At 67.8% G+C, this 22756-nt stretch carries 19 protein-coding genes and 1 rRNA gene; 9 read left to right on the forward strand and 11 right to left on the reverse strand.

What is annotated here, in order from left to right; translation table 11 throughout:
* Positions 1–227: 227 nt before the first annotated feature.
* On the reverse strand, positions 228–731 hold the full coding sequence (locus AC069I_RS12755; protein WP_478230216.1) for a carboxymuconolactone decarboxylase family protein: 504 nt from the start codon (positions 729–731) through the stop codon (positions 228–230).
* Between the two features lie 15 nt (positions 732–746).
* Between AC069I_RS12755 and AC069I_RS12760 the strand changes: the two genes are divergently transcribed.
* A complete protein-coding gene (locus AC069I_RS12760) occupies positions 747–1265 on the forward strand; it encodes a MarR family winged helix-turn-helix transcriptional regulator (RefSeq protein WP_478230217.1) in 519 nt (172 codons plus the stop codon).
* Here the strand turns inward: AC069I_RS12760 and AC069I_RS12765 are convergent.
* From AC069I_RS12765 to AC069I_RS12775, 3 genes are read right to left on the reverse strand one after another with little or no spacing between them, the layout of a single operon-like run.
* Positions 1262–1681 carry a cupin domain-containing protein gene (locus AC069I_RS12765; protein ID WP_478230218.1) on the reverse strand — a complete coding sequence of 140 codons (420 nt, stop codon included), beginning with the start codon at positions 1679–1681 and terminating at the stop codon, positions 1262–1264. The genes AC069I_RS12760 and AC069I_RS12765 overlap by 4 nt on opposite strands.
* A gap of 41 nt (positions 1682–1722) precedes the next feature.
* Positions 1723–3219, reverse strand: a complete 1497-nt coding sequence (locus AC069I_RS12770) for an AMP-binding protein (protein WP_478230219.1) — start codon at positions 3217–3219, stop codon at positions 1723–1725.
* A complete protein-coding gene (locus AC069I_RS12775) occupies positions 3216–3836 on the reverse strand; it encodes a TetR/AcrR family transcriptional regulator (protein WP_478235956.1) in 621 nt (206 codons plus the stop codon). The genes AC069I_RS12770 and AC069I_RS12775 overlap by 4 nt, the downstream gene beginning before the upstream one ends.
* 63 nt (positions 3837–3899) lie before the next feature.
* On the opposite strand from AC069I_RS12775, the gene AC069I_RS12780 reads away from it, so the two are divergent.
* On the forward strand, positions 3900–4391 hold the full coding sequence (locus AC069I_RS12780; protein ID WP_478230221.1) for a DUF1453 domain-containing protein: 492 nt from the start codon (positions 3900–3902) through the stop codon (positions 4389–4391).
* Here AC069I_RS12780 and AC069I_RS12785 read toward each other — a convergent pair.
* A complete protein-coding gene (locus AC069I_RS12785) occupies positions 4388–5566 on the reverse strand; it encodes an aminotransferase class V-fold PLP-dependent enzyme (protein WP_478265467.1) in 1179 nt (392 codons plus the stop codon). The genes AC069I_RS12780 and AC069I_RS12785 overlap by 4 nt on opposite strands.
* A gap of 46 nt (positions 5567–5612) precedes the next feature.
* On the opposite strand from AC069I_RS12785, the gene AC069I_RS12790 reads away from it, so the two are divergent.
* The gene (locus tag AC069I_RS12790; protein WP_478230223.1) at positions 5613–6242 is read left to right on the forward strand and encodes a GntR family transcriptional regulator; all 630 of its coding nucleotides are present in this window, start codon (positions 5613–5615) and stop codon (positions 6240–6242) included.
* 4 nt (positions 6243–6246) lie between these two features.
* Positions 6247–7008 (forward strand): metallophosphoesterase, encoded by a 762-nt coding sequence (locus tag AC069I_RS12795; RefSeq protein WP_478265468.1) that lies wholly within the window; start codon positions 6247–6249, stop codon positions 7006–7008.
* 78 nt (positions 7009–7086) lie between these two features.
* Here AC069I_RS12795 and AC069I_RS12800 read toward each other — a convergent pair whose 3' ends face one another.
* From AC069I_RS12800 to AC069I_RS12825, 6 genes are all read right to left on the reverse strand, one after another.
* Positions 7087–8712, reverse strand: coding sequence for a CocE/NonD family hydrolase (locus AC069I_RS12800; RefSeq protein ID WP_478265469.1), 1626 nt, complete (start codon positions 8710–8712; stop codon positions 7087–7089).
* A 145-nt stretch (positions 8713–8857) separates the two neighbouring features.
* On the reverse strand, positions 8858–10246 hold the full coding sequence (aspA, locus tag AC069I_RS12805) for an aspartate ammonia-lyase (protein WP_478235960.1): 1389 nt from the start codon (positions 10244–10246) through the stop codon (positions 8858–8860).
* Between the two features lie 10 nt (positions 10247–10256).
* Complete coding sequence (locus AC069I_RS12810; RefSeq protein WP_478265470.1) at positions 10257–11210, reverse strand: asparaginase; 954 nt, start codon at positions 11208–11210, stop codon at positions 10257–10259.
* Positions 11207–12649, reverse strand: a complete 1443-nt coding sequence (locus AC069I_RS12815) for an amino acid permease (protein WP_478265471.1) — start codon at positions 12647–12649, stop codon at positions 11207–11209. Before AC069I_RS12815 ends, AC069I_RS12810 begins: the two co-directional genes overlap by 4 nt.
* Before the next feature lie 4 nt (positions 12650–12653).
* Positions 12654–13325 carry a FadR/GntR family transcriptional regulator gene (locus AC069I_RS12820; RefSeq protein ID WP_478230235.1) on the reverse strand — a complete coding sequence of 224 codons (672 nt, stop codon included), beginning with the start codon at positions 13323–13325 and terminating at the stop codon, positions 12654–12656.
* Between the two features lie 432 nt (positions 13326–13757).
* Complete coding sequence (locus AC069I_RS12825; RefSeq protein ID WP_478235962.1) at positions 13758–14159, reverse strand: nitroreductase/quinone reductase family protein; 402 nt, start codon at positions 14157–14159, stop codon at positions 13758–13760.
* Positions 14160–14290: 131 nt separating this feature from the next.
* Here AC069I_RS12825 and AC069I_RS12830 point away from each other — a divergent pair, with 131 nt between their 5' ends.
* From AC069I_RS12830 to AC069I_RS12850, 5 genes are all read left to right on the forward strand, one after another.
* Positions 14291–15376, forward strand: coding sequence for a plasmid pRiA4b ORF-3 family protein (locus AC069I_RS12830; protein WP_478265472.1), 1086 nt, complete (start codon positions 14291–14293; stop codon positions 15374–15376).
* A 201-nt stretch (positions 15377–15577) separates the two neighbouring features.
* Positions 15578–19162, forward strand: coding sequence for a DNA polymerase III subunit alpha (gene dnaE / locus AC069I_RS12835; protein WP_436462520.1), 3585 nt, complete (start codon positions 15578–15580; stop codon positions 19160–19162).
* A complete protein-coding gene (locus tag AC069I_RS12840; RefSeq protein WP_478230231.1) occupies positions 19162–20634 on the forward strand; it encodes an MFS transporter in 1473 nt (490 codons plus the stop codon). Before dnaE ends, AC069I_RS12840 begins: the two co-directional genes overlap by 1 nt.
* A 455-nt stretch (positions 20635–21089) precedes the next feature.
* Positions 21090–22334 (forward strand): low temperature requirement protein A, encoded by a 1245-nt coding sequence (locus tag AC069I_RS12845; RefSeq protein ID WP_478265473.1) that lies wholly within the window; start codon positions 21090–21092, stop codon positions 22332–22334.
* 349 nt (positions 22335–22683) lie between these two features.
* A 16S ribosomal RNA gene (locus AC069I_RS12850) occupies positions 22684–22756 on the forward strand; the annotation flags it as partial.

The following is a 22756-nucleotide window of genomic DNA, read 5'->3' on the forward strand; positions in this document are numbered from 1 at the left end:
AGATACGTCAAGATCGGCGTCCATTGGAGTGATCCGGGCCACGAGCGGCGATCACGCAGAGCGACGAGGCCGTGTCCTGCAAGTCATGTTCGAGGTCTTCGCGCCCAGGTGCTCCCTGACGGCACAGGCGGGCTCGGCCGAGTACGACCCGGTACGGGGCCGATCCGCCCGTGCCGTCAGGGATCACCTGGATCACGAAGCCCATCGAACAGACTCGCAGGACACACCTAGGCGCGGATGAGCCTGTTCGCCAAGGTCGACATCGTGTAGGCCCCGATGCCCATGACGACTTCGAGGGCGTTCCGTTCGGTGTATCCGTGCCCGAAGAAGGTCCGCAGGGTCTCGTCGTCGACGCCGCCGGCGGTTTCGAGTACCGCGAGTGTGAACTGCCGGATGGCTTCCAGACGCTCGTCGGGCACCGGCTCCTGGGAGCGAAGCGCCGCGATGAGGTCGTCGTCCGCGTGGAGACCCTTCAACTTGCCGGTGTGGATCTCGATGCACACTGCGCAGCCGTTGCGGGTCGCCACGGTCATCACGACGGTCTCCCGCGCGAGGGGTTCGAGCGTCGTCCGCTCGAAGCTCGCGCTGAGTTTCAGGAATCCATCGAGCAGTTCGGGTGACGACGCCTGCCGGGCGACGGCGGTGGGGAGGTGGCCGAACTTCCGGATGGTCGCTTCCATCGAGCGACGCGAGGCTTCGGGCGCGGTTTCGACGGTGTGATCGGTGAACAAGGCTTCCCCTTTAAGATGGTCAACGTGGTTGACGAAAAGGTAAACCAAGTTGTCGATTCAGGCAAGCGCGATTCCGATCCGCCCGGCTTCGAGCTGCCTCTCCTGCTGTTCGCGGGCTTCCGCTCGATCATCGACCGGATGCACGCCGAGCTGGCCGAGCAGGGGCATCCCGACGTCCGCCCGGCGTACGGCTTCGCCATGCAGGCGATCGGCCGCGAGGGCGCGACGGCGAGCGAGATCGGGCGGCGGCTCGGCGTGAGCAAGCAGGCGGCGGGCAAGACCGTCGACAAGCTGGAGCAGCTCGGCTACGTCGCGCGTGTCGACGACCCGGCCGACGCCCGGCGCAAGGTCGTGCGGCTCACCGGCCGCGGGTTCGACTCACTCGGCCGGACGGCGGCGATCTTCGAGGAGCTGCGCAAGGAGTGGGCCGCCACGCTGGGCGTCGAAAGGGTCCGCGCGCTCGAAACGGACCTTCGCACGATGGCGCCCGCGGACGGCTTCCGTCTCGACGTGGCGGGCTGGTTCGGGGCCTAGAAAGGGCAACCGGGGTTCGGCGCGTCCTGCGACAGCGGGCTTCCGTGCGGCAGCACGTAGAGCACCTCCAGCACCACCGGCGTCGCCCCGAGATTCCGTCCGATGTGGACGGTGTCGCTCGGTTCGGTGAAGACGGCACCCTTGCGGTACAAGCCGTCGAGCCCGCAGTCGGCCGAGTTGTGCGTCAGCGTGCCTGCCTTGACGTACGCGTGCAGCGTGCCGTCGTGGTAGTGCCAGCCGGTGTAGCCGCCGGGCTGGATGACGACCTCGCGCAGCACGTAATCGGTGTTCCCGACCGTCTGCTGGTGGAAGATCGTCCCGGTCACGCCGGAGCCGGGCGTCGCGTCGGCCGTCGCGGGGACGGCCAGCGCGAGAACGAGGGTGGCGAGCAGTGTGGTCACGGACCGCAGGCGCATGAACGAACCGTACCGCGACCGGCACTGCCCGAAAGGGCCGTTCAGTCCGCCCGAAGTGTCCGCCGTGGCATCTTGCCGCTCTCGGTCCGCGGCAGCCGCTCGCGGAAGTCGAACCGGCGCGGCGTCTTGAACCCGGCGAGCTCGGCTCGGCAGTGCTCTTCAAGCCGCTTCGCCAGCGCGGAGTCCCCGGCCGTCCCCTCGACCGGTTGGACGACCGCGACGACCCGTTGTCCCCACTCGGGATCCGGTTCCCCGATCACCGCCACGTCGGCGACGTCGGGATGGCTCAGCAGCCGCGCCTCGATCTCGGCCGGGTAGATGTTCACGCCACCGGAAAGGATGAGATCCGTCCGCCGGTCGCACAGGAACACCCGCCCCGCGGTGTCGAGATAGCCGACGTCCCCGACGGTGACGAACTCCCCGGAACGCGCGGCGGCCGTCTTGTCCGGATCGTCGTGGTAGTCGAATTTCGTGTGCGCGGAACTGAAGTAGAGCGTCCCGGTCTCGACGGCGGGGAGTTCGCGGCCGTCGTCGTCGAGCACCTCGACCCGCACGCCGTCCAGCGGTGTGCCGACCGTGCCCGGCGCGGCGAGCCAATCGCGCGCGTGCACGGCCGCGATCAGGCCCTCGGACGCGCCGTAGTACTCGTGGACCACCGGTCCGAGCCAGGCGAGCATCCGCTCCTTGACCTCCTTCGGGCACGGCGCGGCACCGTGGATGACCGACGTCAGGCTCGACAGGTCGTACCGCGCGCGGACGTCCTCGGGCAGCCGGAGCATGCGGTGGAACATCGTCGGCACCAGATGCGTGCTCGTCACGCGGTGCCTTTCGGTGAGCCGCAGCGTTTCCTCGGCGTCGAACCGGTCCATCAGCACGAGCGTGTGCCCGAGATGCAGGATCGCGGTCGAGAACATGCCCGGCGCCGCGTGGTAGAGCGGGCAGGCGACGAGGTGCACGCCGTGCCCCGGCCGGACGTCCAGGCGATCGAGGACGTTCGCGTGGATCGGGTGCAGCGCGGGCGGCCGCCCGGACAGGGCGCGCCGGACGCCTTTGGGGCGCCCCGTGGTCCCGGAGGTGTAGAGCATCGTCTGGCCCGCGGTCCGCTGCTCGGGCGTGGTGGTGGGCCGACCCGCGCCCCACGCCGCGTAGTCCGCCCAGCCGGGCGTCTCTCCGCGCGAAAACCGGTGCAGGCCCTGCAATTCCGTGGTGCACGTGACGGCGATGTCCGCGTCCGCGACGGCGACCTTGGCGCCGCTGTTCGCCGCGATGTAGGCGATCTCGCCCGGTGAGGACCGATGGTTGACCGGCGTGAAGTACATCCCCGCCTGCAAGGTCGCCAGCAGGAGCTCGTAATAGGCGAGTCCATTGTGGATGATCGCGACGATGCCGTCGCCCTCGCCGATGCCGAGTGCCCGCAAGGCGTGGGTCAGCTGATTCGCACGCGCCGACAGCTCGCCGAAGGTGGTCTCGCGCCCGTCGACGTCTATCACCGCGACGCGGCCTGGATCCCGCTCCGCGACTTCGTAGAAGGTGCTCATTTCGCCTCCGATTCGGGGCGCCGCAGGCTCTCCAGGTGCCGCCGGAGCACCGTGCGCATCAGCTCCGGCGAAGTCCGGCCCGTCGACAACGCGAGCCCGTCCAGCAGTGCGGCCAGCCGTTCGGTCTCCACGGTCAGGTCGAGGTCTTCGAGGAGACCTCCCGCTTCGTTCGCTCCGTCGAGCACGCGCCGGACGAGGGCGCGGACCCCGTCGTACATGCGGGCGGCCTCCTCGGCGAGGTCCGGGCGGTTCTTCGCGGCGGCCGAAAACGCCAGCCAAACGTCGGTTTCGGCCCGGGTCTGCTCGGTGAGCGGGAGCAGTTCGCTGAGCAGCGCTTCGGTGATCTCCTGCCGACGTGAGCGCGGTGTCGCGGGGTCGAGCAGGTCGGGGAGATGCCCCAGCAGCCTCGCCTCGAGCCGGTCACCGAGCGACCGCATGGCGAACACGATCAGCTCGTCGTGGCCGCGGAAGTAGTGCCGCACCGAGCCGATCGCGAGGCCGGCCTCCTCGGCCACGCTTCGGAGCGACGCCTGCGCGAGGCCGTCCCGCTGGATCACCCGGAAGACGGCTTCGGCTATCTCAAGGCGCCGGGCATCGGGGTCGACGATCTTGGGCATGTTGCCTTTATAGCACGACCTTGCTATTTTATTTAGCACAGGCATGCTGCAAAGGGGGAGTCCATGCGGACCTGGTTGCTGATCGCGCTGGTCGTCGCCGTGGTGATCGTGATCGTCGTGCGCAGGCTGCGCGGGGAGCCGCTGGTCGCCCGCGAGGTGTTCGGGGCGCCGGTGGTCCTGCTCGCGATCGCGGGCTACGGCCTGACCAAGCTGGAAAGCTTCACCTTCACGGACGGCGCCTGGCTCGTGCTGGGTTCCGTCGTCGGATGCGGCCTCGGCGCGGTGCGCGCCGCCACCACGAAGCTGTTCGAGCGCGACGGCGTGCTGTGGCTGCGCTACACCGGCTGGACGTTCGGCGTCTGGGTGCTGTCGATGCTGGTGAACTTCGGGGTCGGCTTCCTGGCCACGATGGCCGGGGCACATCCCGACGCGCGGCCGGTGACGCTGTCGATCGGTGTCAGCCTGCTGGGGGAGGCGTTGGTGCTCGGTATGCGCGCGAAGACGACGGGGCTGCCGTACGCCCCGCCGTCCGAGTCGGTGCTTTCCCGTCGCTAGGCCAGTTTTCCGACTTCGCCGACGAGGAGGGCGATGTCGTCTTCGGTATTGAAGTAGTGCACCGAAGACCGGACCAGTGGCGGCAATCCACGCTCGACGAAATCGAACTGGGCGGACGTCGCTTCAGTGACACTGACGTTGATCTTCGCCGCGGCCAGGCGCTGTTTCACTTCCTGCGACGGTGTTTTCGCCACGCTGAACGTGACGATCCCGCACTGTCGCGCGCCTTGGTCGTGGACGCGGACACCGGGTATCTCGCGGAGCGCGTCGCGTAGTTTCGCCGCGAGGGCGGCGACGCGAGCTTCGATGGCGGGCATGCCCCATTCGAGGGCGTAGTCGATCGCCGCGCCGAGGCCGTGCAGGGCGGCGTGATCGCGTTCCCAGACCTCGAACATCTTCGCCGTCGGATCGACTTCGTAGGTTTCGGGCGCGGTCCACGCTGCCGAGTGAAGGTCGAGCATCGCGGGCTCGACGCGCTCGCGCAGCCGCGGGTGCGCGTACAGGAATCCGGTGCCCCGCGGACCGCGCAGGTACTTGCGGCCGGTGACGCTGAGGGCATCGCAGTTCAGGCGCGCGACGTCGAGGTCGATCTGGCCGGCGCTCTGGCACGCGTCCAGCAGGAACGGGATCCCGGCCTCGCGCGCGACCGCGCCGATCTCTTCGGCGGGGTTCACCAGTCCGCCCTGAGTGGGTACGTGGGAGACGGCGATCAGTTTGACGTCGCCGTCGACGCGGCGCTTGAGGTCCTCGACGTCCAGTTGCCCGGACTCGTCGTTGTCGACCACCTCGACGACGGCGCCGGTGCGCTTCGCGATCTGCAAGAAGGAGATGACGTTGCTCGCGTACTCGGATTTCGCCGTCAGGATCCGGTCTCCCGCGGCGAACGGCAGCGCGTAGAAGATCGCCTGCCACGACCGGGTCGCGTTGTCGGTCAGGGCGATGTCTTCGGGGCCGGCGCCGACGAGGCGCGCGGCCGAGGCGTAGACGCCGTTCATCCGCTCAACGGTCGCCGCGGCCTGCTCGTACCCGCCGATCAGGGCTTCTTCCCGCAGGTAGCCGACGACGGTGTCGGTCACCCGGGCGGGTGGCAGGGACGATCCGGCGTTGTTGAGGTGGACCACTTCCGCGCAGCCCGGTGTCTCGGCGCGGGCGCGGTGCACATCGAAGTCCGTCATGCCTAACTGAATACAGTACGACCGAAGTGCATGCAATACTGCACCGATGACGAGGAACCTGCTCCGGCGCGACCTCACGGAGGAGATCACCGCCCGCGTGCTCGACGGCCGCATCGCCGCGGACAGCCGCATCAACGAGGTGCACCTCGCCCGCGAACTGGGCGTCAGCCGGACCCCGTTGCGCGAGGCGCTGATCGGGCTGGCCGACCGCGGCCTGCTCGTCTCGGCGCCGAACCGGGGTTTCCTCGTGCCGCCGTTCGACCCGGACGAGGCCCGGCAGCTGTACCCGCTCGTCGCCGAGCTCGAATCGCTCGCGTTGCGCTGGAGTTCGCCGCAGGACCTCGCCGGGCTCACCGGCGGACTGGACCGGATCACCGCCGAGATGGCCGCGGAACTCGCCCGGCAGGGCGATCTGTCCAGTTTGGACGACCGTTGGCACGCGTTGCTCGTCTCGCGGTGCACGAATCCGCATCTGCTGCGCCTGCTCGAGCAGACGAAGCCGCTGCTGAAACGCTATGACGCGCGCTATTTCGGTGGCGTCGAATGCGCCAGGGAGAGTATCGATGAGCACCACCGGATCGTCGAGGCGATCCGCGTCTCCGACCTCGCGACGGCGATGGAGCTGCTCGTGCGGAACTGGGTGAAAACGTTGGCATATCTGGAAGACATGGGGTGACACGATGTTCGTGACGGCACATCTGAGCGACAACCATCTCGACGGCGGGGAGCGCGCCGACGAACGCACCGAACGGGTCATGCGGTACCTGGAAGGCCTGGCGACACCGGTCGACGCGATCCTGGTGACCGGAGACATCACCGACCACGGCACCCTCGAGGAATACCGGCGCGCGGCCGAGCTCTTCAAGACCGACGTCCCGCTGTTCGTCTGTCCTGGCAACCACGACAAGCGCGGCCCGTTCCGCGAAGGGCTGCTCGGCCAGGCGCCGGGTGACGCCCCGGTCAACGCGGCGCACACGGTCGGCGACGTCACGTTCGTCATGGCCGATTCGACCATCCCCGGCAAACCCGACGGGCAGTTCGACGACGAGACCATGGCCTGGCTGGACGACGTACTCGGCGACGGCGATGGCCCCGCCTTCATCGCCTTCCACCACCCACCGGTCGCGCTCGGGCTGCCGCTGGTGGACGCGATGCGCCAGTACGGTGAGGAAAAGCTGGCCGAGGTGCTCGCGCGTCACCCGCGCGTGGTCGCCCTGCTCTGCGGGCACGTCCACGCCGCGGCGTCGACGACGTTCGCGGGAGTGCCGCTGCGGTCGGCACCGTCGGTCGGGTCGAGCATCCTGTTCCCGTGGGAACGGAACGGACTGCGGTCCTGGAGTGAAGGCGGACCGATCGACTACGACCTGCCGCCGTCGCTGCTGTTCCACGTGCTGCACGACGACGGCAGGCTGACCACGCACCAGCGGGTCGTCCCGGCCTGACGAGGAGTCAGGCGAGGCGGCGCCGTCGCGAGGTGTCGCGAAAGCCACTCTCGCGACACGCTCCTGTGCTCTCCACCCTCACTGGCCGCCGAACACCGGCAGCGTGATCCGCGACGGGTGCGCGGGGTCGTGGAAGATCTCGAACCGCGCGGGTTTCCCGTCCACCGCGCTGAAAACCGGCTCGCCGGTGCCGTGGTTGCGGGCGAAGCGCGGGAACGCGCCGCCCGCGACCTGCACCCGCAGGCGGTGCCCGCGCCGGAACCGGTACGCCGTCGGATCGAGCAGGATCTCGGCGGCGACCACACCGTCCACACCGGACTCCGGGTCGCCGGGTCGCAGGCGGAGGATCCCGTCGGTGACGTTGCGGGAGACACCGCGACGGTCCACATCGCACAGCCGGACGAACACGTCGCCGTGCCCGACGTCGGTCCGGACGTGCACCAGCGCGGAGATCTCGCCGATGACGTCGAGATCGCGCTCCAGCACGTCACCGGTGAACAGCAGTACGTCCGGCCGGGCCTCGATTTCCTTGTTGTCCTGCTGTTTCTGCACGCCCGACAGAAGCGGGCCGCCGACCGTCGGCGTCGGGTCGGCCGGATCGAAGGTGAACTTGCCCGGTTTCGACTCCACCGGCGCATCGAGGGAAAGCCTGCCGGGACGCAGGAAGTACGAGGTGGTGTCGGACTCCGGTGGCCAGCTTGCGAAGTCGAGCCACCGCCCAGAACCCTGGAGATACAGGCGCACGGGTGACTGCCTGAGCGGTGCGCGATCACCCAGGAGGTGGGCGGAGAGGAAGCCGATCTGGTCGGTGATCAGGGTTTTCAGGCTCGCGGGCTCGCCGTGCGCCCACGGGCCGATGGTGATCCGCGGTGCGCGTCCGGCCGCGGCGAGTTCCTTGAAGTCGCGCAGCTGGGCGGAGATGAACAGGTCGTACCAGCCGGTCACCATGGACACCGGGGTCGTCAGCGCGGCGACCTCGGCGCTGTGATCCGACGGCGCCCAGAAGTCGTCGCCGGGTTCGGCGTGCGCGGAGACGTCCTGCAGGAACCGCACCTGCTTGCCGATGGCCGCGACGTCGGCGCCGGAAACCGGCAGATATGCCATGGCGCGGCGGGTCTTCTTCGTCTGCCAGGGATTCGGCAGGCCGGCGAACCGGCCTTCCTGGCGGCCGATCAGCGCCGACCACGAGACCATGTTGTCGACAGCGAGGATTCCGCCTGGATAAAAGGTCGACACGAACTCCGAAGCGGTGACGCCGAGACACAGCGCTTCGAGCGGCTCGCCGAGATACGGCGCGACGGCCCACTGCGTGTGGCCGAGGTAGCTCGCGCCGGCCATCGCGACCCGGCCGTCACACCATGGCTGCTCGCGCAGCCACGCGACGGTGGCGAGGCCGTCCTCCTTCTCCAGGTGGAAGGGCCGGAATTCGCCGCCTGAGCCGAAGGTCCCGCGAGTGCTCTGGAGGACCGTCTGCAACCCGTGCCGCGCGAACGTCTCGCCGAAGATCTTGCCCATCAGGCCCTTGCGGCCGTACGGCGTGCGGATCAGCACCACCGGTCGCGGCTCGTCGCCTGGGACGGCGTAGCGATCCGCCAGCAGCCGGACACCGTCGGGCATCGGGACGGGGATCGCCTTGGTCACCGAGGGGGCGGGGCCTTCGGCGGGTGGGAGGCCGAGGTACCGGTCGAGGAGTCGGTCGAGCACACTGGCCGCCTTTCGCGCGGAGGATCACCTTCCGCTTACGACCGTACCCGCATGTCAGGAATGTGGCTTTCAGGACGAAAATGTCCTGAAAGCCACTTTCCTGACACTGGCGCGGGGCGGACCGCCCGGTACCGCCCCGCGGGTCTCAGGAAAGCCGGGCGAGCGTCTCCGGCTTCAGCAGCTTCGCCAGCTCTTCGGCGGGCAGAAGCCCCTTCTCGACGACGAGTTCCGCCACCCCGCGCCCGGTCTGGAGCGCCTCTTTGGCGATCTCGGTCGCCGCCGCGTACCCGATCTTCGGGTTCAGCGCGGTCACCAGCCCGATCGAATTCTCGACGTAGCCCCGCAACACGTCCGCGTTCGCGGTGATCCCGGAGACGCATCGTTCCGCCAGCACCAGGCACGCCGACCGCAGATGCGTGATGCTCTCCGAAAGCGAATGCAGGATCAGCGGCTCGAAGGCGTTGAGCTGCAGCTGCCCGGCCTCGGCCGCCATCGTGACGGCGACGTCGTTGCCGATGACCTCGAACGCGACCTGGTTGACCACCTCGGGGATCACCGGGTTGATCTTGCCGGGCATGATCGACGACCCGGCCTGCACCGGCGGCAGGTTGATCTCGTTGAGCCCCGCCCGCGGCCCGGACGAGAGCAGCCGCAGATCGTTGCAGCTTTTGGAAAGTTTCACCGCGATCCGCTTGAGCACGCCGGAAAGGTGCACGAACGCGCCGCAGTCCTGTGTCGCCTCGACGAGGTCCGCCGCGGACACGACGGGCAGGCCGGTGATCTCGCGCAGATGCGCGACGGCGGCCTCGGCGTATCCGGGCGCGGCGTTGAGCCCGGTGCCGATCGCGGTCGCGCCGAGGTTGATCTCGTGCAGCAGCGTCACCGCTTCGGTGAGCCGAAGCCGGTCTTCGCCGAGCATGACCGCGTAGGTGCCGAATTCCTGCCCCAATGTCATCGGGACGGCGTCCTGCAACTGCGTGCGGCCCATCTTCAGCAGATCGCGGAACTCGACGGCCTTGGCCGCGAAAGCCTGTTCCAGCACGACCATCGCCCCGGCCAGTTCGCGGACGGCGATGATCGTCGCGACGTTGACCGCGGTCGGGTACGCGTCATTGGTCGACTGCCCGAGGTTCACGTGCTCGTTCGGGTGCACGCGGGCGTAGTCACCCTTCTCGTGCCCGAGCAGTTCGAGCGCGCGGTTCGCGATCACCTCGTTGGCGTTCATGTTCGTCGAGGTGCCCGCGCCGCCCTGGATGACGTCGACGACGAACTGGTCGTGCAACGCGCCTTCGCGGATCTCACGGCACGCCCGGCGGATCGCGTCGGCGACGTCCGGCTCCAGCAACCCGAGGTCGGCGTTGGCACGGGCGGCGGCCTCCTTGACCGAGGCGAGCGCCGCGATCAGGTGTGGGTACGCGGAGATCGCGGTGCCGGTGATGGGGAAGTTCTCCCTGGCACGGGCGGTGTGCACGCCCCAGTAAGCGTCGGCGGGGACTTCCTTGTCCCCCAGCAGATCGTGTTCCACGCGGTGCATCGAAGACTCCTCAGGCGGCGAGGTCGAGTTCGGCCAGCGCGCCGGTCACGCGCAGGCCGGGGGTGGGCTCCAACACGTTCTGGTCTACACCGCACAACGCGAGCGTGGCGGCGAGCACGGGCCGTCGCGCACGGTCACCGCCGTCGGCGATCTTGAGCGCGATCGCAGTCCCGTCCGGGAGGGCGGCGACCTGGACGGCTTCGAAACCGTCCTTGGCGATCAGGCCGGGCACCGCGCGCATGAGCGCGGTGACGTCGCGACGGGTGCCGGCGACCAGTTCCGGATGCTTTCGGATCCCTGCGGCGACAAGGCCTTCCGGTGTCCCCGGCGCCGACGCGGCGATTTTGCCGACCGCACGGGCGAGCCCGCGCAGCGAGACCGCGAACAGGGGAGCGCCACAGCCGTCGACGGCCACCTTCGGGACGCGTTGCCCGGTCAGGTCTTCGACGCACTCCGCGATCGCGTGCTGAAGCGGATGGCCGGGATCCAGGTAGTCCTTTGTGGACCAGTCGTGCAGGCGGCACGTCGCGAGCATGGCGGCGTGCTTGCCGGAACAGTTGTGCGCCACCCGCGAAGCCGTCCGTCCGGACGCGACCCACGCGTCGCGTTCGACCGGGTCGAACGGCAGGTCCTCCGGCGTCCGCAGATCCTCCGTGGTGAGCCCGGCGCCGCCGAGCGTCCTGCGCACCTCGGCCAGATGGATCTCCTCGCCGGAGTGGCTGGCCGCCGCGGCGGCGAACCCGGCGGGACTCAGGTTGACCCCGAGCCGCGCCATCGCCGTGGCCTGCAAGGGTTTCGCGGCCGACCGCGGGTAGAACGCCGCCTCGATGTCGCCCGCGGCGAACAGCACGCGGCCGTCGGGAGCGAGTACCACGGCCGAACCGTGGTGCACCCCCTCGACCATTCCGTCGCGGAGGAGGTGCACCAGCGGTTCGTGCGCGGGGACGCGGATCTCCGGGATCACAGCTTCGTCTTTTCGAATACGTCCATGTTGATCCGCTTGCGGACCCCGAACCAGCCCGCCACCAGCGCGAGCCCGATGACCGGCAGACAGTACAGGGTGATCCGGCCGGTCTCGTCGAAGCCCATCAGCACCACGACCGCGGCGAGGAAGATCAGCGTCGCGATCTCGGTGTAGGGCGAGAACGGCAGGCGGTACGACGGGCGCTCGACCTCGCCGCGCTTGGCCTTGCGGACGAACAGCAGATGGGACAGCACGATGATCGCCCAGGTGCCGAGGATGCCGATGGCGGCGAAGTTCAGCACGATCTCGAAGGCCTGGCTCGGCACGACGGCGTTCAGGCCGACACCGACCACGCAGACCGCTGAGGTGAGCAGGATCCCGCCGTAGGGCACGTGGTTCTTGTTCATCACGCCGGTGAACTTCGGCGCGGAACCGGCCAGCGACATCGACCGCAGGATGCGGCCGGTGGAGTAGAGGCCCGAGTTGAGGCTGGACAGGGCCGCCGTCAGCACCACCAGGTTCATGACGTTGCCCGCCTGCGGCACCCCGATATGCGAGAGCACGGTGACGAACGGGCTCTCGTTCTTCGAGTAGGAGTCCCACGGCATCAGCATCGCCAGCAGGACGACCGAGCCGACGTAGAAGATCCCGATCCGCCACATGATCGAGTTGATCGCCTTCGGCATGATCTTGCGCGGGTTCTCCGTCTCGCCGGCGGCGACGCCGACCAGTTCGACCGAGGCGTAGGCGAACACGACACCCTGGACGATCAGCACCATCGGCAGCAGGCCCACGGGGAAGATCCCGCCATGGTCGGAGATCAGCGAGAAGCCCGGCGTCGTGCCGTCGATCGGCTGCTGCGTGACCAGCAGGAAGATCCCGATCCCCATGAAGGTCACCAGCGCGGCGACCTTGATGATGGCGAACCAGAACTCCATCTCGCCGAACAGTTTCACCGAAACCATGTTCAGCGCCAGCACCACCGCCAGCGCGATGAGCGCCAGCACCCATTGCGGGATCGGCGTGAAGAACGACCAGAAATGCGCGTACAGCGCGATCGCGGTGATATCCGCGATACCGGTCGTCGACCAGTTCAGGAAGTGCATCCAGCCCGCGACGAAAGCGCCCTTCTCACCCATGAATTCCCGGGCGTAGGAGACGAAGGCACCGGAGGAGGGGCGGTACAGGATGAGTTCGCCGAGCGAACGCACCACGAAGAACGCGAAGAGGCCGCAGACCGCGTACACGATCGCGAGCGCGGGGCCCGCCTGCGCGAGCCTGCCGCCCGCGCCGAGGAACAGGCCGGTGCCGATGGCGCCGCCGATCGCGATCATGTTGACGTGGCGGGGTTTCAGCGCCTTGTCGTAGCCGGCGTCGCCGGCGTCGGCGAGCACCGGCGCCGATTTGCTGTCGTCCGCGCTGAGGGTCTGTTCGGTCACGATGTCAGTCGTCCTTGTCCTGCTGCGTCGTGTGGCCCGGCCGCACGATGGTGGTGAGCGCGTCCTCGACGTGTTCGAGATGGGAGGTCATCGCCGCGACGGCGTCGGCTTCGGAGCCGGCGGCGATGGCGGTGACGATCTCACGGTGCTCGGTGTTCGAGCGGGTCCGACGGTCCCCCAATTGGTTGAGAAAGGACGACTGGCGGGCCAGCGCGTCCCGGATCTCTTCGATGACCTTGCCGAACACCGGATTGCCCGAAGCCTGGGCGATGGTGATGTGGAACAGCGAGTCCAGCGCCACCCACGCGGTGTTGTCGGTTTCGACGTCCATCCGCTCGACGAGGTGACCGAGCAGGTCCAGGTCGTCGGTGCCGCGGCGCAAGGCCGCGTAACCGGCGACGGGGATCTCGACGTGCCGCCGGACCTCGAACAGGTCACGGGCCGAGTAAGTCCCGAAGGTGGGGTTCTCGACCGGCCCGGTGGCGGTCACGAAAGTCCCTTTGCCCGTTTTGGACACGGTGAGCCCGAGTGCCTGCAGCCCCCGCAACGCTTCGCGGACGACCGAACGGCTGACCTCGAACTCCTTGCCGAGCGCGGATTCCGACGGCAGTTTCTGGCCGACGGGGTACTCGCCGCGCTCGATGGCACCGCGGAGGTGGGCCAGAACGGCCTCCATCGCGCTGACGCGTCGTGGACCACCGTGTCCGGCTGTCTGGCTGTCAGACAGGTTCATGAGACGAGATCGTGCGGTCGCGCGCGACTCTTTGTCAAGCGTTCGGCCGAGCGCCTCGATCCAGCCTGCGAGGCCCGCTCCAGCGGGGTAAGGGGAAGCCGTACTGCGGGCTTTTACGGCCACGAACCTCTGGTGCGACAGTGTTCTTGCCGTGGGAGGTGGTGAGCGTCACAGCTCCGCGTGAGGTGATCGTGAGTGTTTGGGTCCGTCAGAGCCAAGGGTGTCCGTGAAGGCCTCCTTGCCTACCCTGAAGGTAGTAAACGAGGCCTTCATGTACTTCAGGCGGGTATGGGCGCCGGTACCGAGCCCACCGAACGCGTCGTGAGTGGCGTTTCGGGTTAGAACCCGAAACGCCACTCACGACCCCCGCGAACTTCAGACGCGGTGGAGCGCGATCACCGGGAACGGCCGCGTGGTCTTCGACTGATGTTCGGCCAACCGCGGGAACGCCTTCGCCTGCTTCGCGAACAAACGGTCCCGAGCCGCTCCGGTGACCTCGACCGCGTGCGCGGTGAAGGCCTCTCCGTCCGCCTCGACGTCGACCGACGGCTCCGCGACCAGGTTGCGATACCAGTCCGGATGCCCGGGCGCGCCACCGTTGGCGGCGAAGACGACGTAGCGGTCGTCGTCGGCCAGGAACAGCATCGGCGTCACGTGCCGTCGTCCCGTGCGGGCGCCGGTGGTGGTGAGCAGCAACGTCGGAAGACCGTCGCCGTGGCGGCCGTTCGCGCGGAACTCCGCGATCACGCGCTCGTTCATGGCCTGCAGGTCGATCATCAACTCTCCGGGCGGTTCGGTGATCTTGGCGGCTGGCCAGTCTGCCCATCCACGCCCAGGTCGGCAAGCATTTTTCGATCCTGGCTGCTCACGACGCCGAAACTGTCGGTGCCGGTGGCGATACTGATTCCGTGTCCCCCGTCAGCCGCGGCCGCAAGCCCGCCAACCGACCGAAGAGCCCGCGCTCCCGCCGTCCACGTCCGCCTCTGGACGTGGCCAGGGTGGAGCGCTGGCCGAAGCTGCTCCACGGGCCGATCGAGCTTTCGGATTGTGTGGTCCAAGGCCAGGTGGATCAGGATCTGGTCGTCCTGGCCGCCAAGCTGACCGCCGGCAAACGCTCGGTGGGGGTCGAGGTGGTGGTCAACGATCGCGAGGTCGACGTGATCGAGCTCCATCCCGAACCCGAGGACGCACTGGCGGTTCTTCGCAACGGCTTCGAGGTGACCCAGGCGCCGCTGACACCCGAAGAGTTCCGGAACCAGGTCGAAGCGGCCTTGATCGCCAAGGCGGACCGCGACGCCTGGATTCGGGAGAGGGCTCCCAAGCTCTTGGAACTGGGGAGAGATCCGAGACCCGATCTGCCCGAGCGTGCGGCTCAATTGCGCCGGTGGCTCGGTCTTCCCGACTACGAACCGCTGCCTCGCATACCGTCGGCCGAGCCGCTGCCGCTCGTCCTGCCCACGCCCGTGCCGGTCACCGGGCTCTGGCTGGCGGTCGCCCTGTCCGAACCGGACGACGCGATCTGGCGAAGGCTCGAAGTCCGCTCCGACGTCACCCTCGCCGGACTGCACCGGATCCTCGCGACCGCGTTCGACCGGGACGAGCGGCGGCATCACCGGTTCGAGACCGCGTACGGAGGCTTCAGCGTCGACGCGCAGAGCGGTGAGGGCGAACGGCTGGACGACGAAGTGACACTCGGCCAGGTAGTCACATCGCCCGGCCACCGGCTCCTCTACGAGGTGGAGGAGTGGACGCACTGGATCCGCGTCGAGCAGCTGGTCGCCCTCCCCGAAGCACCGAGCTGCCTCGACGGTGAACGTGCCGCCCCTCCGGCGGAATGCGAAGACGAGCAGAGCTACGAGATGTTGCTGGAAGCCCTGCGCGATCCCGACGACGAAGAGAACGAGGAACTGCTCGAAGAGCTCGGCGGCTTCGGGTTCCATCCGGAGTGGTTCGACAGGGAGGAGGTCAACGAGCGGCTGGCCCGGCAGAGCTGATCCCGCGCCCCGTTCGGGGGTAACCGAGGTCATCGCGAACCGCACCGCGTCGGTGCTTGGCGGCGGCCGGTCGGAGGGGGAGACTGGCCCTCGCCGGGGTGCCATCCCGCCCGGGCGCCGTCGGACCTCGGCGCATAAGGTGGGAGGACCGGCCCGCGTCAAGCAGCCAGGGATCCGTCTGCCTAGGGGAGGTTTTCGCTGGTGTCGAACGATTCCTTCGTCCACCTGCATGTGCACACCGAGTACTCGATGCTCGACGGTGCGGCGAAGATCGCCCCCTTGTTCAAGGAGGCGGCGCGCCTGGGCATGCCCGCGGTCGGGATGACCGACCACGGCAACATGTACGGCGCGGACGAGTTCTACCAGCAGGCGGTCAAGCACGACCTCAAGCCGATCATCGGCATCGAGGCCTACATCGCGCCGGAGAGCCGCTTCCACAAGAAGCCGGTCTTCTGGGGCCAGTCGAACCAGCGTGGCGCCGACGAGTTCGGTGAGGGCGGTGACGTCTCCGGTGGTGGTGCCTACACCCACATGACGATGCTCGCCGAGAACTCCACTGGCCTGCGCAACCTGTTCAAGCTCTCCTCCCTGGCGAGCATGCAGGGCTACTACCGGAAGCCCCGGATGGACCGCGAGCTGATCGCGGAGAACCACCACGGCATCATCGCGACCACCGGCTGTCCCTCGGGCGAGGTGCAGACGCGGCTCCGGCTGGGGCAGCGCACCGAAGCGATCCAGGCCGCGTCGGACTACAAGGACATCTTCGGCGCCGACAACTTCTTCCTTGAGTTGATGGACCACGGGCTGCCGATCGAGCGGTCGGTCCGTGAGGGACTGCTCGAGGTCGGAAAGCTGCTCGACCTCAAACCGCTGGCCACCAACGACTCGCACTACGTCACCAAGGACCAGGCTGACACCCACTCGGCGCTGCTGTGCGTGCAGGCGGGCAAGACGCTGAACGACCCGAACCGCTTCAAGTTCGACGGTGACGGCTACTACCTGAAGTCGGCCGCCGACATGCGGGAGTACTGGGACAAGGAGGTCCCCGGCGCCGCCGACTCGACGCTGCTGATCGCCGAGCGCGTCGAGTCCTACAAGGACGTGTACACGCACAAGGACCGGCTGCCGTTCTTCGAGGTCCCCGACGGCTACGACCAGGGCACCTGGCTGCGGGAAGAGGTCGCGCGCGGCCTCAAGTGGCGGTACCCGGACGGCGTGCCGGACCCGTACTACAACGAGCGCATCGAGATCGAGCTCGACGTCATCATCGGGAAAGGCTTCCCCGCCTACTTCCTCATCGTGGCCGACCTCATCAACTACGCCCGCAAGGTCGGCATCCGCGTCGGCCCCGGCCGTGGTTCCGCCGCCGGCTCGCTGGTCGCGTACGTCCTCGGTATCACCAACCTGGACCCGATCCCGCAGAAGCTGCTGTTCGAGCGGTTCCTGAACCCCGAGCGCGTCTCGATGCCCGATATCGACATCGACTTCGACGACCGCCGTCGCGGCGAGATGATCCGCTACGCCACCGAGAAGTACGGCGTCGACAAGGTGGCGCAGGTCATCACTTTCGGCACCATTAAGACCAAGGCGGCCATCAAGGACTCCGCCCGCGTCCACTTCGGCCAGCCGGGGTACGCGATCGCGGACCGGATCTCGAAGGCGCTCCCGCCGCCGATCATGGCGAAGGACATCCCGCTCTCGGGCATCGTCGACTCGAAGCACGAGCGCTACGGCGAAGCGGCCGAGGTCCGCGCCCTCGTCGAGACCGACGAAGAGTGCAAGACGATCTTCGAGACCGCTCGCGGCCTCGAAGGCCTGATCCGCAACGCCGGCGTCCATGCCTGCGCGGTCATCATGTCGTGCGACCCGCTGACCGACGCCATCCCGCTGTGGCAGCGTGACGACGGTTCGATCATCACCGGCTGGGACTACCCGTCGTGCGAGGCCATCGGCCTGCTGAAGATGGACTTCCTCGGCCTGCGAAACCTCACCGTCATCGGTGACGCGATCGACAACATCAAGACCAACCGCGGGATCGACATCGACCTCGACACCCTCGGCGTCGAAGACCCGGAGACGTACAAGCTGCTCTCCCGCGGTGACACGCTCGGCGTGTTCCAGCTGGACGGCGGGCCGATGCGTGACCTGCTCCGCCGGATGCAGCCGACGGTGTTCGACGACATCGTGGCGGTGGGCGCGCTGTACCGCCCCGGCCCGATGGGCATGAACGCGCACAACGACTACGCCGACCGCAAGAACGCGCGGCAAAAGGTCAAACCGATCCACCCCGAGCTCGAAGAGCCCCTGAAGGAGATCCTGGCCGACACCTACGGCCTGATCGTCTATCAGGAGCAGATCATGCACATCGGCCAGAAGGTGGCCGGGTACTCCATGGGCCGCGCGGACGTGCTCCGCCGCGCCATGGGTAAGAAGAAGGCGGAAGTCCTCGAGAAGGAGTTCGTCGGCTTCGAAGAGGGCATGAAGTCGAGCGAGCTGGTTCCCGGCGGCTTCTCCTCCGAGGCGATCAAGGCGCTCTGGGACACGATCCTCCCGTTCGCCGGCTACGCGTTCAACAAGAGCCACGCGGCCGCGTACGGCCTGATCTCGTACTGGACCGCGTACCTCAAGGCGAACTTCACGCCGGAGTACATGGCCGCGCTGCTCACCTCGGTGGGTGACAACAAGGACAAGTCCGCGGTCTACCTCTCGGAGTGCCGCCGCCTCGGGATCAAGGTGCTCCCGCCGGACGTCAACGAGTCGGCGCTGAGGTTCGCGGCCGTCGGGGAGGACATCCGCTTCGGCATGGGTGCCGTCCGCAACGTCGGCGCGAACGTCGTCGAGTCGATCATCAAGACCCGCGAGGAGAAGGGGAAGTACTCCTCCTTCACCGATTTCCTCGACAAGTCGGAGCTGGTGGCCTGCAACAAGCGGGTCATCGAATCGCTGATCAAGGCGGGCGGGTTCGACTCGCTCGGCAACACGCGGCTTTCGATGATCCAGGTGCACGAGGACGCGGTCGAAGCCGTGGTCCCGCTCAAGCGCCAGGAGGCGATGGGCCAGTTCGACCTCTTCGGGTTCGGTGGGGACGACGACGCGGAAGCCGCGGCGTCCTCGTCACCGCTCGCGCATCTGAAGTTCGGCGAAGAGGAGTACCCGCGCAAGCAGCTCCTGGCCTACGAACGGGAGATGCTCGGCCTCTACGTCTCGGCGCATCCGCTGGACGGCGCCGAACGCATCCTGCGCAAACACGCGCCGAGGCCGATCGCCGCGATCCTCGCCGACCCGCCGAAGGAAGGCGAGCTGGTCGTCTCCGGGCTGATCACCTCGCTGGAACGCCGGGTCAACAAAAAGGGCGAGCCCTGGGCGATCTGCACCATCGAGGACATGGACGCCTCGCTCGAGGTGCTGTACTTCCCGAAGTCCTACGCGATGTTCTCCGCCGACCTCATCGAGGACAATGCGGTCCTGGTCAAGGGCCGGGTGAACTGGCGCGAGGACAAGATGTCCATCTTCGGCGGCGGTCTCGTGCCGCTCGACCTGTCCGAGGTCGGCAACGGCGACGACGATCTGCCGCTGGTCCTGCTGGCCGCGGCGGAGAAGATCGACCAGTCGGTGGTCAGCGAGCTGAAGCAGACCTTGCTGGCGCACAAGGGCGAGACCCCGGTGCACCTCAAGCTGGTCGGCAAGAACCAGACGGTCTTCGCGCTCTACGACTATCCGGTCAAGGTGACGTCGATGCTGATCGGTGAGCTCAAGGGCATCCCCGGGATCGCCGCCAGCACCTGATGAGCGCCTACGAACCCGACCCCCGGCGCTGGAAGGCGCTCGCCGTCTCGCTCGCCGCCGGGTTCATGGGGCTGCTCGACGTCAGCATCGTCAACACGGCGCTGCCCTCGATCCAGAAGGATCTCGGCGCGTCGAGCGGCGGGATCCAATGGGTGGTTTCGGGCTACGCGCTGGCTTTCGGGCTGGTGCTGGTGTCCGGCGGCAGGCTCGGTGACGCGCTCGGCCGCCGCCGCATGTTCCTGTTCGCGCTCGCCGCGTTCGTGCTGACCAGCGCGTTCGCCGGCGCGGCACCGAACGAAACGACGCTGATCCTCGCGCGGCTCCTGCAGGGTTTCGCCTCGGGCATGATGACGCCGCAGAACAGCGGGATGATCCAGGACCTGTTCCGGGGCGCGGAACGGGGCCGGGCGTTCGGCATGTTCGGCGCCACCGTCGGGATTTCGACCGCGGTCGGGCCGGTGCTCGGCGGCGTGATCCTCGCCGTCTTCGGTGACCCGGAAGGCTGGCGCTGGGTCTTCTACGTGAACGTGCCCATCGGGATCCTGGCGTTCGCGCTGGCACTGAGATGGCTGCCGAAACCAGAGACACCGGCGAGAAGCCTGCGCGGTGAGATCGACTTCGTCGGCATCATGCTGCTGGGCGTCGCCGTGCTCGGTGTCCTGCTCCCGTTGATCGAGTCCGAACAGGGCGGGCTCAGCAGCCTGTGGTGGCTGTTCCTCGTCGCGGTGGTCTTCGGTTTCGCGTTCGTGCGCTGGGAACGCTCGATGGTGCGGCGCGGCCGTCCGCCGCTGCTGGACACCCGCCTGTTCACCGGAACCCCGGGCTACGCGACGGGTGCGGCCGTCGGCGCGCTGTACTTCAGCGGGTTCACCGGGATGTGGCTGGTCTTCGCCATCTTCTTCCAGCAAGGCCTCGGCTACACGCCACTGCAATCCGGACTCGCCGTCACCTCCTTCGCCCTCGGCTCGGCCGTATCGGCGGCGATCGCGGGACGGCTGGTGCCGAAGTGGGGCCGCAAGCTCACCGTCACCGGGCTGGTCATGGTGATCGCCGGGATGATCACGGTCGCCGTTCTCGCCGGTCAGGATCCAGGTTCCGCGGCGGGCTGGTGGTTCGCGCCGCCGTTGCTCGTCGCCGGGGTCGGTGGCGGCATGGTCATCTCGCCCAACACCACGTTGACGCTGGAATGCGTACCGACGTCGATGGCCGGGGTGGCCGGGGGAGCGTTGCAGACCGGGCAACGGATCGGCACCGCGATCGGCACGGTGGTGCTGGCCTCGGTCTTCCACGCGGTACTCGGTGCGAACGGGGGCTATCCGTCGGCGCTGACCGCCGCGATGCTGTGCGCCGCCACGTTGACGAGCTCGGCACTTTTACTCGCCGTGATCGAACTCCGCGCGCGCCGGAAGCGGCGTTTGCTCACCGAGCGGGAGGAAGCCGAGCGGGCTGCCGCCGACAGTCAACGCGGCTGAGTCTCCGCACGTGCCGATGACTACTTTCAGCAAGATCGGATGCTCCATCCGAGTGACTGAAGCTGTCATCCTCTGGTGCTACTCAGAGCAACCGGGTACACCTAACGGAGCCTTCACCGCTGTGACTTGGCTACCGACAGTGGTATTTCTGTCGATCGATCGGGGATGGATCGATCGGCGGGAGCGATCGTGGTGAGTCCGGAGTTCTCAGGAATGGACACCCGCGGTCACGAACCGGTGGACAGCCGTCGGCGTCCGCGGGGGACCGTTCGGCGGCGGCCGGCTCAACACCACTGGTGAGCCGAGTACCGGTGAGGCATTCGCGCGGGTGGGTTCGCGCGGGGGCGCCTGGGGAGGTGCACCCGGCCCGGACCCACCCGCCGCGCGTTCCTCCGAGTGTGTGAACCGCTTTCGGCTGCGAAGATCTCCGCAGATCGACAAGGCGAGGAGCACCGATGGCGGAGAGTTCTGTACGGCGGAGTCGGCTGCGGGTCTGGTACCGGCCGATGACGATGCGCGATTCCGGTGAAGGGCACCGGGTCGCGACCCCGCTGGAGCTGCTGTTCGACCTGTGTTTCGTGGTCGCCGTCGCGCAGGCCGCCGCCGGTCTGCACCACGCGATCGCCGAGAACCACATCGGGCACGGGGTGCTCAGCTTCGGGATGGTGTTCTTCGCGATCTGGTGGGGCTGGCTGAACTTCAGCTGGTTCGCGTCGTCGTTCGACACCGACGACGTCCCGTACCGGCTGGTGACGCTGGTGCAGATCGCGGGAGGACTGACCGTCGCCGCCGGTGTCTCGTCCGCCTTCGACGGTGACTTCAAGATCGTGGTCGCCGGCTACGTGCTGATGCGGCTCGCGATGGTCGTGCAGTGGCTGCGCGCCGCGCGGACCGATCCGGAATGCCGTCCGGCAGCGCTGCGCTATGCCATCGGCATCACGATCGTCCAGATCCTGTGGGTCGTCCGCCTCGGCCTCCCGGAGTCGCTGGCGCTGCCGTCGTTCTTCCTGCTCCTGCTGGCGGAACTCGCGGTCCCGGTGATCGCCGAACGCAAGCGCTGGACGGGCTGGCACCCGCACCACATCGCCGAGCGCTACGGCCTGTTCACGATCATCGTGCTGGGTGAATCCATCCTCGGCGCGACCACCGCGGTCAAGGAAGGGCTGGACGAGGGCAAGCACACCGGCAGCTTGATTTCGCTCGCCGCCGCGGGTCTCGTGCTGGTGTTCTCCTTGTGGTGGCTGTACTTCGACCAGCCGGGTCACGTCCGGCTCGAAAAGGCGAAAAGCCTGTTCACCGTCGCGAGCTGGGGTTATGGGCACTATCTGATCTTCGCCTCGGCGGCCGCGCTCGGCGCCGGTCTCGAAGTCGCGGTCGACTACGACACCCACACCGGGCACGTCGCGTCCCTGCCCGCCGCGATGGCGACGACCGTGCCCGTCGTGATCTATCTGCTCAGCGTCTGGCTGATGCACATCGGGCCCACCAACGAATGCCGCCCGATCGCGATCGGCTTCCCGCTGACGGCGGTGCTCGTGCTCGGCGCGTCGTTCACGCCGGCGCCCATCCACATCACCGCCGGGCTCGCCGCCGCCCTCGTCGTGCTGACGGTGGTCGCCACCCACGGAGAGCCGGTGCCGGGCGAGGGGCCGATCGATGCAGGTCAGAGCCCCGGCGCGAAAAAAGGGACCCCCCTGTAAACGCCGGTTTCGGGCCGTGTAATGTTCTCTTCGTCGCCAGGGAAACCGAGCGGCCGCCGGGAACACGAACCAAGCTCCCACCGGATGGTGGTAGAGTGGGTGGTCCCGAACTGGAGAGGTAACTCTACCCCCGCTGAAACGGCAGTTTCGAGCAGGTGCTAGAGTGTGCTCCGGACAAAAGCCAAGAAATAAGTGCTTCGGATAAGGCCGCGTGATGGCGGTGCGATCTGGGGTGTGTTGCTTGAGAACTCAACAGTGTGCTAGTGAACTAAGCCAGTAGAGCTTATGTTTTTTGAACCTCGTTTGGGGTTCCTTTGAGAGCATTGAATTGCCTCGATCAAATTTGACATTGTTGGAGAGTTTGATCCTGGCTCAGGACGAACGCTGGCGGCGTGCTTAACACATGCAAGTCGAACGATGAA

It is taken from the genome of Amycolatopsis sp. NPDC043885 (assembly GCF_056435685.1).